Origin of the sequence: Pseudomonas sp. 9AZ (genome assembly GCF_902506525.1) — a bacterium.
GTDB classification, from domain to species: domain Bacteria; phylum Pseudomonadota; class Gammaproteobacteria; order Pseudomonadales; family Pseudomonadaceae; genus Aquipseudomonas; species Aquipseudomonas peli.
The window spans coordinates 2,299,545-2,316,042 of the sequence record NZ_LR733840.1 but is presented as its reverse complement, the minus strand read 5'-3'; the positions used below and the strand labels follow the sequence as shown (position 1 = coordinate 2,316,042).

Annotated in this window: 5 protein-coding genes; 3 read left to right on the top strand and 2 right to left on the bottom strand. The window is 53.7% G+C overall.

Going from position 1 to position 16,498, the window contains the following annotated elements; all coding sequences use genetic code 11:
• Window positions 1-29: 29 nt before the first annotated feature.
• Window positions 30-824, bottom strand: a complete 795-nt coding sequence (locus tag ALTER154_RS10710) for an NYN domain-containing protein (RefSeq protein ID WP_160086899.1) — start codon at window positions 822-824, stop codon at window positions 30-32.
• Between the two features lie 61 nt (window positions 825-885).
• Window positions 886-7,599, bottom strand: a complete 6,714-nt coding sequence (locus ALTER154_RS10705) for a DUF3320 domain-containing protein (protein WP_160086897.1) — start codon at window positions 7,597-7,599, stop codon at window positions 886-888.
• 386 nt (window positions 7,600-7,985) lie between these two features.
• Here ALTER154_RS10705 and ALTER154_RS10700 point away from each other — a divergent pair, with 386 nt between their 5' ends.
• From ALTER154_RS10700 to ALTER154_RS10690, 3 genes are read left to right on the top strand one after another with little or no spacing between them, the layout of a single operon-like run.
• A complete protein-coding gene (locus ALTER154_RS10700) occupies window positions 7,986-11,828 on the top strand; it encodes a hypothetical protein (protein WP_160086895.1) in 3,843 nt (1,280 codons plus the stop codon).
• Window positions 11,829-11,885: 57 nt separating this feature from the next.
• Entirely contained in the window at window positions 11,886-13,934 is a 2,049-nt protein-coding gene (locus ALTER154_RS10695; protein ID WP_160086893.1) for an ATP-dependent endonuclease, read from the top strand.
• Window positions 13,931-15,958 carry a UvrD-helicase domain-containing protein gene (locus tag ALTER154_RS10690; protein ID WP_160086891.1) on the top strand — a complete coding sequence of 676 codons (2,028 nt, stop codon included), beginning with the start codon at window positions 13,931-13,933 and terminating at the stop codon, window positions 15,956-15,958. The genes ALTER154_RS10695 and ALTER154_RS10690 overlap by 4 nt, the downstream gene beginning before the upstream one ends.
• The last annotated feature ends 540 nt before the right edge of the window (window positions 15,959-16,498 follow it).

Genomic DNA, 16,498 nt, shown 5'->3' with positions numbered 1-16,498 from the left:
GTTCATGGATTGATGCTTTGTCGGCTTTTTCAAGCCACGGAGGCCGCAGCTCGACGCTTGTAGCGAACCAGTGGATGGTTGTTGATCCTCTTCATCTCGAACAAGTCGATGGCCGCGAACAGATCTACCAGCCGTGGATATCCATAGTTGCGTGAGTCAAAGGATGCTTGGTTCCCAATGCGACTACCTACCACGCTCAGGTGAGCCCAGCCGTCTTCGCTCTCGGCGTATGCCACTGCATTTCTCAGTAGGTTCAGTAGTTTGGTATCACCCTTGAGTTCCTTACCCGACTTCCTGCTCGGAGACATCGCGTGACCAGTGTCTTCAGCGGCCAGAATTTTCTCCGGGTGAGTGATCAACGCAGTGGATTGGTCATCTGTTAACGCAGGTTGGTCGAAGTACAGAAACCTAGAACAAGCGTTGACGAAAGGCTCTGGTGCCTTGCGCTCACCGAAGCCAACGACTTGTTTACCTTCAGCTCTGAGACGCATGACCAGCGGGGTAAAATCGCAGTCCGAAGAGACCAAGCAGAAAACATCGACTGGCTTGTTGAACAGCACGTCCATTGCGTCCACCGCCATGGCCATGTCAGTGGCATTCTTACCCTTAACCAGATCGAACTGCTGCATGGGCTGGATCGCATGTTCGTGAAGCACCTTACCCCAGGGCTCCAATGAAGCATTCTTCCAGTTGCCGTAGGCGCGACGGATCGAGACCGATCCAAAGGAAGCAAGCTCCGCTAGAACGTCACCGATCTTGCGGCTGGGCGCGTTGTCTGCGTCGATAAACATTGCGACGTTCAAATTATGTAGCTGACCACCCATACAAACTCCCTAGGGCCTGGAAGGGAAAGCTCTTCCAGGCTTTATTTCTATAAGGCAAAGATCAAAGATCACTAGCCCTAAACAGGCCTCTCATTGCCAGCTCCAAGCGTCCTTTGGACTGCGCTGACACTTTTTGAAGACCAATCTCTTTCGCCATACCTTGAACCAACCCGTCACTGGGAGTTCCCGAATCAACCATGTGCCGGGCCAGAGATTCCAACTCGGGCAGACAGATTTCATCTACGGTGCGGAAACTATCTGCATCATCTGGACGCCGGAATCGCACTTGCCCATCCGTCTCGTAATGACTTGGCCAATAGAAGGCGCTATCTGCCTCCAAAGTGAGTCGATGATCACGCCCCGCAATCTCAGTTACTCGGGTCAGAATTCGAGCGCCAGTGCGAACCCAGCCATGAGCCCTGGCGATCCTTTGGGCCAAGATGCTATCCAGTACAGGGCCCTCCTGATGAATAACATGGGCGATCATGGCCGAGAGAGCTTCGTCATACTCGGGATTGAAGAATGCATCCGGGTCAGCAGCAGCTACTGCTTCAAGAGGGTTCGATTTCCGGTAGGAGACAGGGGCTAATACAGGTGCACTAGTAGGGTCGATTGAGACCTTATGTGCATACTGACCTGCACGCTCACTATCAGTCTCGGTTTCGCAAGCGGGCGGCAACTCAATGGTTTCCTCAATGGAGTTGACGACATTGCCTTCGGTTTCGACGACAGTCGAGATCAGCTCCTCGCTTAATTCCAGCTTGGCTCGCTTGGCCCGACTTTCTGCGAGGATCTCTTCCAAACGGGCATGGACTTTCTCAGCAGTACCGACCGGGTTAATCCACCAATCCGTCGACCAGATACGCACGATTTCCCACCCTAGTCCACGCAGAACTTGCTCGCGGAGCATGTCGCGGTCACGGGCGGTTGCACTGCGGTGATAAGTTGCACCATCGCACTCAACTCCAGCCAGATACCTGCCAGGCGCGTCAGGATCAATGACCCCAAGGTCGATACGGAATGAGGAAACGCCAACCTGAGTCACGACATGCCAGCCTTTCTTGCTCAAGGCTCGTGCGACTTGTTCTTCAAACGGGCTGTCGAAACCACCGAGGCTTCCTACGTTTGCTTCGGCAATGGCGATGGCACCACGTTCGGCAAATTCGAGGAAATGCTTCATATCCCGGACACCGAGTGACGATGTTCGAGCTAGGTCTATATCTTCCGGTTTGAAGGAAGCGAAGACGCGCATCTCATGGCGAGCACGAGTGACTGCGACGTTGAGACGGCGCTCACCACCTGATTGGGTCATCGGGCCAAAATTCATAGTTAAATGACCAGCGGCATTTTTGCCGAAAGTCGTCGAGAAATAGATGACGTCACGCTCGTCACCCTGAACGCTTTCCAGGTTTTTGACGAAGATTTTTTCATGCTGATTGTCGGCCAAGAAGCAATCGAGGCGCGGGTCTTTTCGGATTTCGGCCTCTAGCAAATCTTCAATCAACCGGCGCTGCTCGCCGTTGAAGGTCACGACACCAAAGGACATCTTGTCTTCACTGCCAGCTTCATCACGCAAGCGTTTAACAAGATCGTCAACCAAGGCCTGTGCTTCAATACGATTGGTGCGCGAGCCGCCCCGATCATAGACACCTTTGACGTGGTGCAGCGATACGGCTGTATCGTTTGTGACTGGGGATGGGAAGGTCACCAGCTCGCCGCTGTAATAACGGCTGTTTGAGAATGCGATCAGGCTTTCGTGGCGGCTACGGTAGTGCCAGTTGAGGTTCATCGTTGGCATGTTCGCACTGAGACACTCGTCCAGAATACTTTCCAAATCCGGCTCTACGTCTTCATTGTCCTCGGCTGATTCAGCGCGGTCGAAGAACGAGGTTGGGGGCATCTGTTTCGGGTCGCCGACCATGATTACCTGACGGCCACGGGCGATAGCACCAATGGCGTCCCATACAGTGATCTGGGATGCTTCGTCGAAGATCACGATGTCGAACTGCTCGGCGTTCGTCGGCAAATACTGAGCAATCGATAGAGGGCTCATAAGCATGCAGGGAGTAAGCTTTGTCAGTGCCTGCGGAATAGAGGACATCAATTCGCGCAGCGGCTTGTGCCGAGTCTTCTTCGAAATTTCGTGACGCAGAATCCCCCACTCAGATGATTTGGTGACTTCATCCTGACCAGGCAGACCTGAGCAAATGCGTGCTCGCAGCAGATTGCGAGTCAGCTCATTGAAGCGCTTGTCTAGGGAGCGGAAGTCACGAATGCGCTGCTCATGTTCAGCACTTACAAAACCTCGAATGACTGGATTGTGATCGACCGTGGTGTTGAGCCACCAGCGTGCATAATTGGTTTCAAAGACTTTACGGACGGTACCCGAATCAAGCCGGTTGGCTTCCATAGCATCAACCAGATTTTTCAGACCAGCAGCGACAGCCTCCTCGCGGATTTTCCGCCAGGCACTCCAGTCACGCATGTTGTGCTCTTGAGCAATTATTGCTTCACATGCCTGACGTTGCTCGGTCAGGTTGAGCGCATCAGTGCTGTTTATGCCATCTTGCGAGAAGACCGCCACAGAGGAGAGTTTGTCTTTAGCGGACTTAAGGGCCGTCAGCGCAGAGAGGTACTGAGTGCAGTTCTGACTCAGGACACCCTGAGGCTCTAGCATGGCATTGGCATCGCCCAGCAACTTACTGAGCGCATCCTTGATGGTCACCATGGCCTCAGGAGTCGTGGCCACATTCGACAATGCTGCTGCAACCATTTCCTGAAAGCGGACGGCAGCCATGGCAATCGGTACTTTTGTAGACAAACCAGCCCACATGTTGCCGGTCAGATCACGCAGGTCTTCGTATTCCTTTAGCGATGATTCCACCTGGGCCCGCTGTGTAAGCAGCTTGTGCTGCTCCTGAAGTTTGGCGCCACAACCGCCAGCGCCAACGCGATCATGGGTTTCTTCTAATGCGCCTTTGTCGACAAGGTTGCGACGCTCTTGTTGGAACGCAATAGCCGCAGCCATGGCATCTGTGCGTGTAGACAAACCATTCCATAAGCCATCGGTCGCACCAGACAGGTGTTGGCCCAAATCAACGATTTCCACCTTGACCTTGGCCAGCTCGCGCAGCGCAAGCAAGGCTTGTTGCATTACATCTCCGGCCTCACCAGCGGTGATCCGCTTGAATCCCTCGTCGACCCATCGTCCATCAGTCTGGAAGTTGGCTATAGCCTTCTGAAAGCGCACTAGCTCTTCAGCTGCACCAGACGGGTCGGTGTTCGCACCTTTCCAGCAGGTAACAGTTTCGACCGGGATCGCCAGTGAGTTGACTTGCTGGCGCAGAGAGCGAATAGACGACCAGCGTTGAAGGTCTTCAAGAACAGCGGGCTTGTGATCGCTTTCAGAAACTTGCGCCAATTGCTTGGTAATCGCTCGCTTACGTAATGCAGACTTCGGCCAGAATGTTTCCTCAGCTTTGAGCCACTCCGAGAGCAGCTCTTCCACATTGAGCGCCTCAATTGCCTCGGTATAGGGCACTGACATAGCACCCTTCATCGATTGAATTTCGGCGATCAAATGCAGGCCTTGATTCAAAGCCACGATGACTTGGATCGGCCAGAGTATCGGGAGCGACTCCATCAGTTGTATGTGACGGCTGAGCAGTTCGAGGCAGCGCTGGGTTGCCGTCATGGTTGCAGCTGACCACGGGGCTGGCAGCGTCGCAGTAAGGAGTTGGTGCTGCTGAACAAGTTCACAGCCTTGCTTAAGCCGCGAGGCTATCTGTCGAGCATCTGGACGAAGAGCAAAGCGCCAATCCTGGCCAGCAGCAGTAGGGAGTGCATGAGCCAGCAGGGACAGTCCATTGCGGCCTTTGGCATCCTGGGTGATTTCCGGAAGACTGGCGGACTGAATGAGCCTTGTCGCTGCTGATTCAACCGCATCAATAACCGGGAGCATCTCGCGTGACGCTTGAATGACTTGCTGCTGCCACGTCGGAGACCAGTCAACCTGACAGATGGCTGCCAATGGGTGAGTGGCCAGTGCTTTGAACCCAACGCTTTGAGCATTCACTTCAAGGCGGTCGCTGAGCTCCAGAAGTACCTGCATAGTGGCCTGGTTGTGCATCAAATGCGTTGGCCATGAAAGATCTACCAGCGGCAGGCCTTCGCCTGAAATCGTTGAACCAATGGCTTTGTAGATGCTCAGGCCATTGGGATAAACCTCATGGTGTTGTTCAACGTAAACGTTAAGGCCCTTTCGCAAATTTTCTAGGCGCTCTGCCTCAATGGCCCACGTCTGTGGGTCAGCCTCTGCACTGGCTTTCCATGCCTGGTTTAGCTTGGAAAGTACATCAACCTTACTCGCTTTGTTGGAGTGAACTTCTAAGCAGAAATCGCCCAGGCCGACCTCATGAAGGCGGCGATGTACCACGTTAAGTGCGGCGATCTTCTCTGACACAAACAGCACACGCCGATTGTTCGCAATAGATTGCGCAATGATGTTAACGATGGTCTGGCTCTTGCCGGTACCTGGCGGGCCAATCAACACCATGTCCTGCCCCTGACTGCCGGCCAATACCGCCGACAGTTGGGATGAGTCGTAAGGGAGCGGGCAGAAGATCTGTTTAGGACTGAACTCGCTGTCGAGCCGTTTTTGCTCAGGGAAGCGCCCTGACTCAGCATTGCCTCTATAGACGTCGCGCGGGGTATCTAGCAGATGGCGGACGACCCGGTTGTCACGCAGCTTGTCGCTGCGGTCGATCAGATCTTTCCACATCAGGTATTTGGCGAAGGAGAACATCGAAAGCACCACGTCGCCTACGACTTCCCAGCCTTTAATATCGCGAATGGCATGAGATACCTTGCGCCAAATTTCGCCAATATCCAGGCCGGCTTCATCACGCGGCAGTTCGCTGTCAGACACCCCGAGGTGCAATCCGAAGTCCTGGCGCAACATTTCGATCAGGGTCGGGTTGAAGCGCGGCTCGTCCGTATGCAAGGACATAGAGAAACCCGTGCGAATACTTTTACGTTCAAGCTGAACCGGAATAAGGATCAGTGGTGCCCGGTACTTGACGTCTTCCCGATCTGTAGGCGACCAGGATAGGAACCCAACGGCCAGAAATAGGGTGTTGGATCCGCCTTCTTCCATGTTGGTTCTGGCACCCCGATAAAGCTCGACGAGGCGGCTGTCGAGTTCGTTTTGCGCCACGGCGATGTATACCTCGTTGCGCTTTAGGGCATCGGAAGCATGCTGTACCCGCAGATTTGCATGCTCTCGCGTTTCATAAAGCTCTTTGTCGCGAGGGTCGGCTCCATCCATCAAATCCGGACGTGGCATCAGCTTGATCGGCTTGCCGCTTGAAAGAATATCTTCGAGGGCACCTGGGTCAGGTGCCTCCATTTTCAGGGACTTTTTCGCCGCGCGGAAATTCAGCAGACCGTTGCGTAAAGACAGATCGAGCAACTTCCGCTGCCAGCGTGCCAAGCGGTCTGCCGGATTGAGGCTCGCAGCATCTATTTCGACAGGTGCCTCAGTGGGCAACGCGATAGGCGCTTCGATCATCAGGCCAGTGAACTCTTGTTCTTCGTCCGCTGACTGCTCATTTGAAGTAGTTGCAGTAACAGATGCTGTTACTTGTTCGCCACTAGCCAGGGGTTTGATCCGCTGCATGCGAGCCCGACGAATATCGAGGGCCATCTCGAATTTGTCTTCCAGGCCTTCGGCAAGGTGCTGGGCACCGCGATCAATCGCATAGCGCAGGGATACCTTCTGCTGCTGCGCAACGAGTGTGGTTTCAAAAACGGCCAGCTCATTGAGCTTGATGCGCTTGCGAAGTGCGGTGATGTCAGTAACCGTGGCAGTCGTAAACTCTTCGTCCTTCAGCCAGACACCGGCAAATGCATGACCTTCCGTGAAGATGGCCATGGGGTTAAGGCCAGCCTGTTCAAGCGCTGCACAGAACAGCATGGTGGTGTCCATGCAGGTGGCCAGCCCATTGGCTGCAATGTGGCTGGGACTGCGTACCTTCTGGCCATTCAACTCGAAACTTGCCGGGGGCAGGGTGTAGTCGAGCCCCATTGCAAGAACGGCGTTCCAGATAGCCGACATGATTTCCCACGCATGTTCGGAGCCACTGCCGTAACCATCGAGAGATGAGCTCTTGCCCGCTTTGGTAAGTAGCTCGCAGGCCTTTTTGAGCAGAGTTTCAATGGCCGGGTCGTTAGGCTGTACAAATGCTGCGGTCATCTCTGGAATGTGCGAGAGCCCACCCCACTGATTGCGGGGAAGCATCTCCAGAGAGAGCTCGCGCCTGGCCACTTCAACACGCGGGGCGGCATCGCTCGCGCCTGCGGCAGTCAGCTTAAAACTTAGCTTGGAGTACTCAGACTCGACCAGTCTCGTCAGTAGAGAGCTGTCGACCTCAACGTCCAAACCTGGGATTTGCAGAAAGGCATTTGCGCTGAGGTAATCAATGTTCCAAATCTTAGGTTTGAAGATGGCTGGCTCTGCCGAGAGAGACAATGTCAGCGACCGGTAGTGCTGGGCAGTCTCGTTGCGAATTCTGAGCTCGCGAATCACCGGAACGGCATTCATGTAGTCAGCCAGGTTAAGCTTGGCGACCAGGGTGGTGTCGATTATGACGGTCTTGGCTGGCTCTTGGACGGCCTCCTCGATGGTGGACGTGCCTTCTGCGATTTGTACCGGCTCAGAAGCAGCCAACTCGACGATACGCTCGTCACCTGAGGTACCGCCAAAAGCTTCAGTCATTTTCGACTCCCTGTAATTCGATTACTCAACCGGCCTGAACCATGCCGGGCATCCTAGGTTTTGGTACTTATGTGGGCTGATCTGCGTCAGATTAGATAAAGCCTGTATATGCAGTTTCCGATGACGAGCTGTAGGTAGGTGGTAGTCCCAGATACGTCTCGCGCGGCCTGATTTCGAAGCGCTCACCGTCCACTTCCTTGTAAGCTTGCCATAGCTCCGTGCCATCAGCGTTTTTTTGCGTGGAACAGCACAACACCAGATCGATCACAAGTCAAACGTGATGCGGATCACTCAGGGAACATTATCCCCTGTACAGCGATTTTCGTTTTAATGCACCCAAGATCGAATCAACCCACAGAAACCCATCAGCTTGAGAAGGCAATTGCATGAGCATCCTGGACAAGCGCTATGACCGTCTTGGCCCCGATCTTGAATTGCTGTGCGATGAGGCAGTTCTGGCTCAGGCATGGAAGAAAACGGATGCCTACATTCGCCGTCACAACTGGTATGCGAATACGCTGGAGTTGGAGCAAACGTCGCTGTTACTACCAGCAAAGCTACAAAGCTGGGGTGCACAGATAAAGACGGGGGATTTCGACTCGGCAGCCCCATTGCGACTCGTGTTAGCCCCGAAAAATGCCAAGTGGTATTTCCCCAAGGGGGAAGCATCCGGCTGGGTCTTCAGAAAAACTGTTGGCGCGGATGGTGTTGAAATAATCGAGCCCGATTTACGCCCATTGGCGCATGTGCCGGTTCGTGAGCAAACCCTAGCAACGGCAGTGATGATGTGTTTGGCCGATGCGATTGAGACCCTGCAAGGCAATACCGACGCAGCAACCTATACCAGCGCAGCAATCGGGCGTCAGCATGTGTGTAGCTACGGCAATCGCTTGTTTTGTGACTGGCGTACAACGCTGGGCGATGTACAGCAGGCGAAGCTTCGTTGGGGCAATGCCACTACCTATTCGCAGTTCTTCCAGGACTATGAGCGTTTTCTAGAGCGTCCCGCAGAGGTCTGTCGCGAGCTATTACCGACCTTACAAGGCGAGCGTCTTTTTGTAGTGAACCTGGATCTGGCTAAGTTTTACGATTGTGTCGAGCAGAACACTGTTACTTCTCGCTTGAGGAGTCACTTTGAACGTTACGCAAAGCAATTTAGCGTCGTGTACGACCCGGCTGAGGCAGAGCCTTTCTGGCAAGTAGCAGAAAAAGTCCTACGTTGGGAATGGGACGAGCAGGATCTAGATAAGCCATTGGGACTCCCGCAAGGCCTGGTTGCCAGTGGCTTTTTAGCTAACGCGTACATGTATGACTTTGATCAAGTTGCCATGATGACAGTGCGTCAGGGCATACGCATTCCCATCACATCCAATACGCCTGTGTCAGTAAGGTTGCTAGATTACTGTCGCTATGTTGATGACATGCGACTGGTAATCGCCGTACCAGAAGAAGCGGCAAATGATTTGCCGTTAGAGGCGTTCACTAAGTCGATCAGTGCTTGGGCCAATTTGATGCTCGGCCATTGTTTCCCCGAAACATCAGGGCAGCTCAAAATCAAAGAGGAAAAATCCGAGGCTGTGGCCTGGGAAGACTGTTCCGTTCAAGGCAGTACATCTCGATTTATGCGCAGTGTGCAGGGGCAAATCAGCACCGCTCCCGACCCCGCGTCGTTGTTACAGGCAACGGGCAGTCTTGATCACTTGCTGTGGCTAGCCGATGCGCTAGAAGAAGATGCGGATGTAGATGCAAACCCCCTTGAACTTGCGCGTATCTCGCTGCCACAAGGTGATGTTCGTGATGACACGGTTAAGCGTTTTGCCGCTAACCGTTTGCGTCAAGTATTGCGGCTGCGGCGCAGCATGGCCGACCCAGACTTACCGGCTGAAGATGGCGTAGCCACCACCGGAGTTAGCGAGCTGCAAGCTCTCGATCATGAAATGGAGGCTATCGCTCGAAAGCTGGTGGCCTGTTGGTCACGTAACCCTTCGTTGGTAACTGTTTTGCGTTGTGGTTTGGACTTATTTCCATCTACAGAACTACTGCGCCCTGTCATTGACGCCTTGAAGAGCAAGTTAAAAGTGCCGTCCGGTTCGGCTGAGCGCTCGGTGGCTGAATATGTTCTGGCCGATCTATTTAGAGCCGGTGCAGTAGAAACGGGCCTCCATCGCCCTGAAAGCTATCCCTCGACGGCAAATATAGAGGCCTATCGAACAGAGTTGCTTCAGTTAGCTTTGGAGCTTACCGAGGACGCTAGCCTGCCTTGGTTCCTCCATCAGCAGGCAGCACTTTACCTTGCGGTCATGCATTACCCGGTGATGCTAAATCAGAGGCCCGAGCTAAAAGCCTATCGAGCCCTGCACTCCGCCCTACGGTTCGAGCGCCCGTCCAGTGGGAATGATGCTGAGGCCCTTACAGCGGGTTTGCTGGTCATGCGCATTACCGGGCAGCGTGAGAAGTTCGCCATCTGGCTCGGAGATTGGCTACAAAGTCTCAAAGCAGCTGTGGCTAAGACGCTTATTGATCAGGTAGCAATGATTGAGCCGCAAGTGCTTAAGGAATTGCTGCTCATGTGGGGGGCAGCCGATAGAGCTGGCTGGATTCTGCACCTGAAGCACTACGTAGCTTCAACAAGCACTCTGGATGTTTCTGAGCGTCTAAATGACTGGTCGAATGGTAAGCGCTCTCTAGCGGCTATTGTGGCGCATCCAGAAAACCCCTTTGTGCAGGAAAACGCTTTACTCAAATTGACCAAGGCATTGCTTGAGCAGCATGCTCCTGAACTGAATGACGACAGGCTTTCAATCAGCAGAATCTCGGTTTCATGCGATAACTGGGCAGCCATTCAACGGCCAGGCGCAGAGATTTCGCTGTTTTTTTCAGCAAAAAAATCTAGCCAGTTCAATCCCCCTTGGAATGTAAAGCCTAGTTGGTGCTCAGGTGATATGGCCTGGGCTTATCGGCTCGGTCGTTTACTGCGCTCCGCAATTATTGGTGAGAGTGACTTCACCACGCGTTTCTTTGCTGTTCGCGAGGAGAAGCTTGACCGCTACAGAGGCCTACAAAGTAGTTGGTATAAACGTCGTATGGGGCTAGCGCCCCTTACGAATGGCCTAGGTGAAGAGCCTACGCCTGTCTCCCCATGGCTGAACGAACTGGTCATGCGCCTGCTGCAATGGCCTGGATTAGAAATCAATCGTGAAGAAGTTAGCGAGTTCAGTGAAATCAAGCAGCCGGCAGACCTGCTGAGGTTGGTTAACCAACGGCTAGCTGCACAGAAAGCATTCTATGGGAAGCTGTCAGAGCTTCCGGTTTATCTACTGCCCGTCGACAGTCACCCCCAGACAACCCTGCGGAAATTCAAGGTGGCTTTAGTCCAAACCCTTATGCCTAAGGACACTGAAATTTGCGAAGCTGACCCACTGTTATGGCCGGCTGCGTATAGGGCCCGACATCGAGCGCACCTAGCGGCCATGTGCCGACTGCTCGGACAGCAGCTAGTGGCGACGCGGTTTGCCTCAAGAAAACCGGATGATCCTGAGGGGCTCTATCTCGATTTGATCGTGTTCCCAGAGCTATCTGTACACCCAGATGATATGTGGCTTTTGCATCGTTTATCAGACAGCACAAAGGCGACTATTTTTGCGGGCCAGACGTTTGTTGAGCATGCCTATTTGAAAAAGCCCATTAATAGGGCTGTGTGGCTGCTTCGGCAAAAAAACAGGGCAGGTCGACAGCTTGTACGCGCGTTCCAAGGCAAGCAGCATGGCACCTCATGGGAGGTCGATAAGGGCATCGTAGGTCATCGACCTTATCAAGTCGTTGTGCAATTCAACGATGTTTCCGGCGCTAAGGCCAACCTCACAGGGGCGATTTGTTACGACGCAACGGACTTGCGACTAGCTGCCGACATGCGTGATTTGAGTGATGGTTTTGTCGTTACGGCACTCAACAGAGACATCAATACCTTCGATACGATGGCAGGTGCATTGCAATTTCATATGTACCAACCAGTGATGCTAGCGAATACCGGACAGTACGGTGGCTCCACAGCTCAAGCACCTTATAGGGAGCATTATGAGCGTCAGATAGCTCATGTGCATGGGCACAATCAGGCAGCAATTAGCTTGTTTGATGTTGACTTGCAGGCATTCAAAATTCTCAGTTCAGCTCACGCTGGCAAAAAGAAAAAAACACCGCCGGCAGGCTATAAAGGGCGACCAGCTTTCTAGCTAAGTGTGACTGCGTACACTTACGGCATGAAAGACTTTTGCGATAGGAAAACACGGATGTATTTGTCAGCTCTCGCGGTTTATAACTTCCGGCAGTTTGGAGCCGCCCAGCAGGGGTTGGTGATTCGTTTCAATAAGGGTGTCACGGCGCTTGTAGGTGAGAATGATGCGGGCAAGTCGTCCGTCATCGATGCGTTGCGGTTGGTACTACAGACCCGTGACGGAGAATACGTGCGCTTGCAGCCAGAAGACTTCCACATCCCGAAGGATGGCCCGCAAACTAACCAGATCAAAATTGTCGCGAAATTCTCCGATCTTTCGACTGCCGACCAAGGTGCGCTCTCAGAATACGTCACGTTCAAAGGCCAAGAAGCCGTTGTATATATTCACTGGACTGCACGTCGATTGAATGATGACCCGCTGGCTCGCCGCTGGGTGGATATTGCGGTTCGCAGTGGCCATGACGGGGGAGGGCCAAGCCTAGACGTCAATGTGCGTCAATTGCTAGCTGCCGCGTATCTGCGCCCGCTACGCGATGCTGAGCGCGAGATGTCACCGGGCCGTGGTTCTCGCCTGTCTCAGGTGTTGAAAAATTTTCCTGATATCAAGCGCGGTGCTGACTTTAACGCTGCCCAGCCACTAGCCGATCTAGATCCTTCGAGCCTTAGCCTAGCGGGCATGGCGGAGTACCTGCGGCACCTGGTCAACTTACACGGGGGCGTGAAGAAGGCCCAGTACACGATCAACGATAACTATCTTTCCCACCTAGGGTTGGAGGGCGATGATCTGCACAGCCGCATCAACTTTGTAGATGGTGGGTCAGAATCATCGCGCTTACGCCAAATTCTTGAGCGTCTGGAGCTCGGGTTACAGGATCAACAATCCGGCGATGAGCAGGGGGCCTATGGACTCGGCTCCAACAATCTGCTTTTCATGGCCTGCGAACTGCTGCTTCTGGGCAGAGAGCCTGATGGACTCCCTTTGCTGCTGATCGAGGAGCCGGAGGCGCACCTGCATCCTCAACGGCAACTGCGGCTGATGGAGTTTTTGGAAGCGGCGGCTAAACCAATAGCACCAAAGCTTGAAGACTCTGAACAGGAAGAAGCCAATCAGCAGCGCCCCGTGCAGGTCATCCTGACCACTCACAGCCCCAACCTGAGTTCCAAGATCGCATTGAACAATCTGGTGCTAATGCATCGGCAAAAGGCTTACTCGCTCGCAGAGCAGCAAACCAACCTTGAATCCACCGATTACCGATTTCTAGCGCGGTTCCTGGACGTCACCAAAGCCAACCTGTTCTTCGCGCGAGGTGTGGTGATCGTTGAGGGGGATGGCGAGGCAATCCTGCTGCCGGCACTAGCTAAAATAATGGGTCGTGATTTCACCAAGCACGGGGTTTCCGTGGTGAATGTGGGGGGCACAGGGTTGGGTCGATACTCCCGCATACTGCAAAGGGCAAAACCGGAGGAGGGTATGCTCAATATACCCGTCGCTCGGATCGCGGACATGGATGTAATGCCTGACTGCGCACCGGCGATTCTGGGGCTGGTGGACGACGACAATGATCCTAGGTGGAACGGGAAGCACCGTCGGTGGAAGGCCATGAGACATTTCGGGGACGACGAGAAAAGCCGTGATGTAGCCTTAGAGGCTCGTCGTGCAAAACTCAAAAGCGACGATGCGCAGAACGTTCAAACCTTCGTTGCGCGTCACTGGACGCTCGAATACGACCTTGCATACTCAGGCCTGGCAAAAGAGCTTCTGGTAGCTGCCAGGCTCGCGGAAAATGATGACGCGCTGAATATGGAGCGGAAAAAAGCCAACGATGTTATCCAGGCAGCAGAATCAGAGTTTGAGCAGCTTCACCAGTCAACAGACTCCCATGCGCACCTCTGTTCACACATTTACAGCTTGTTCACGTCCAAGAAGGCCTCCAAAGCCATCACCGCGCAATACCTAGTCGACGTGTTGGAGGATTGTCAGCAACGCCAGGTACTCAGCTGCGAGCAGATTGTGGGCATGTTGCCAGAGTATCTAACCGAGGCGATTACCTACGCGACGACGCGTCTTGAATTGGCGCAAGAGCCGGCAGGCGCTGCATCATGACTGCGTTTCGAGAACTAATTTCCGAGATCACTGAGGAGGACGTTGCCTGGGTCACTGAACTCATGCAGCTCAAGAAACTCGATGCACCTCGAATCGAGTTCCTGCGATCACGTGAGACACTGGATGTCGCGGCCTGCCCCGGGAGCGGAAAAACAACGATGGTCGTCGCTAAGCTCGCCATTCTCGCGCGTAAATGGACGAGCCGCACCCGAGGCATCTGCGTCCTCTCCCACACGAATGTTGCGCGTCACGAAATCGAGCACCGACTTGGGAACACTGAGGTGGGACGGCGGTTGCTGAATTACCCACACTACATCGACACGATCCACGGCTTTGTCAGCCGGTTTCTCGCCACCCCATGGCTGCTCTCTGCCGGATTTCGATTCACAGCCATCGATGATGAGCTGACGTACCGCATGCGTTTCAATTGCATGACGTTCGCTGAAAGAAAAAAAGTGCGTGGATACTTCGAACACAGCAATTTCAAAGCTGAGAGTCTGAGGCTTACCAGCACCAACTTCACAGACCCGCTCAAAGGCAATAGTTTTCCCTGCGGCCCTGATGCTGACAGCTACAAGATTATGGCAACCGCGATGGGGAAGGCAGCTAAGTGTGGTTACTTTTGCTATGACGAAATCTTCGTTCTGGGCAAGGCACAACTCTCCGAACGACCGGGCGTTGGCGCATCATTGCGGCATCGTTTTCCCTGTGTAATCGTTGATGAAATGCAGGATACGTCTGATCCTCAGAACGAATACATCAGCACCATTTTCCCCAGGGAGGATGGGGATATCTGCGTGACACGGGTGGGCGATCCCAATCAGGCCATTTTCGACTCTGATACCAGCTCCCGGGGTAGCGATTTCCCAGATGTTGACCAATCGCTGGACATCGCTAGCAGCTTCCGATTTGACGAGTCGATAGCGCTGCTTGCGAACCCATTTGCGTTCCATCCCGTCGCGCAGGGCCTTAGAGGGCTTCGCGTTAGGGATGATGGGCAACAGCTCCCACATACCATTTTCGTTTTCCCAGATGGAGATTGCGGCGAGGTACTAGATGCCTATGGTCGCCATGTGCTGCAACATCTTTCTGCCGAACTGCTTCAGAAAGCGACGATCACTGCACTGGGTTTCACGCACAAGGATATCGACCCGGATGGCCAAGATGAGCATTACCCCAAGACCGTGGCGCACTACTGGGGGAAATACGACCGCAACGCCGGCGGCTCAGGCTACAAGCCACCGACACTGGTGGAGCGACTACGCTTTGCCAGATGTCACCTCGCGAAAGGGGAAACGGCGCATCAGGCGGTAGAGGAGATGGCTCGTGCCTTGATCCACTTGGTGAACCTGTCTGATCCTCGAACGAGGATCAAGGCCGGAGCGCGGCAGCACGTCCAGATCCAGCAGTTGTTGATCCAGCCAGACGATCTGGAGCGATACCAAAATCTGGTGGTAGAAGTTTTGTTCAGCTCCGATTCGATCACTCAGCATCGCTGGAAGGTGCTAAGACATCGCTTTTTGCTACTTGCGAAGGTTCTTACGGGTACCGACGAGTTATCGGAAGCTGGGGCGGACTACTTGAGTTGGGCTGAAGACACTCAAACGGTTATTCAGGAGGAAGCCGTCGCGCCGTCGCTCAATACATATCGATGCGTGCACGAGCATAAAGCGGTCGATATCAAGCTTGGCTCTGTTCATTCGGCCAAAGGTCAAACACACACCGCGACGCTGGTGTTGGAAACCTATAACTACGGCCACGTGCTACACAGCCTAATGCCCTGGCTCCTAGGGCAGCAATGCCATGGCGGGACATCTGTGAAGATTCGGCAGAGGAAACGCCTGCTGGCGATGTATGTGGCCATGACCAGACCAACGCACCTGTTGTGCTTGGCGATCAGCAGGCGGTCACTGGGGGAGGGCAAGGCGTTTGAGCAGAGCCTCCAGTTGCTAGTCGACCAAGGCTGGAAGATTCATCAGATTCCACCTCGTGGGGTGGTCAATGGCGTTGATCCCGCTGCGTAAAAGCCAACATGCTTTGGAGAGGATGACTAGTACAGCTGGACGCCACGAGAAGATTGACAGCCGATTCTTAGCGTCATGGCCAGAGTCTGGGGCGATCTGGTTGAACCTGAAACGGGCGAAGAATCTCGTGCTATGCCTGAAGGACATCAGGTTATGTGAGCTGACGCAGCTGATGGATGCGAATCAGAATGGATCGTTGCTGGCTGATTTTTAGCGCTAATCAGCGCGCTGCGAGTTCGTAGCGCACGTCAATTATGAGCAATCGGTTCAGTGGAATCCGCTGCACGGCGCAGACTCAGTGATGATGAAATACAGCCAAAGGGCGCATCGATGCAGCTGGGGCGTGTCGTAAACAGCTGATTCTGATTAAGTTTCAGAGTTCTCACGTTTGACGGAATTCTCCAGTTAGCTGACGTACGACACGCCTGAGGGACTCGTAGCGTATCACTCTGCATGCTATTTAACATAATATACATTATACGAACCTTCGTGCACCGAGCGATGAACCTAGACCACTTAGGATTCACCGCTCTCGCCCTA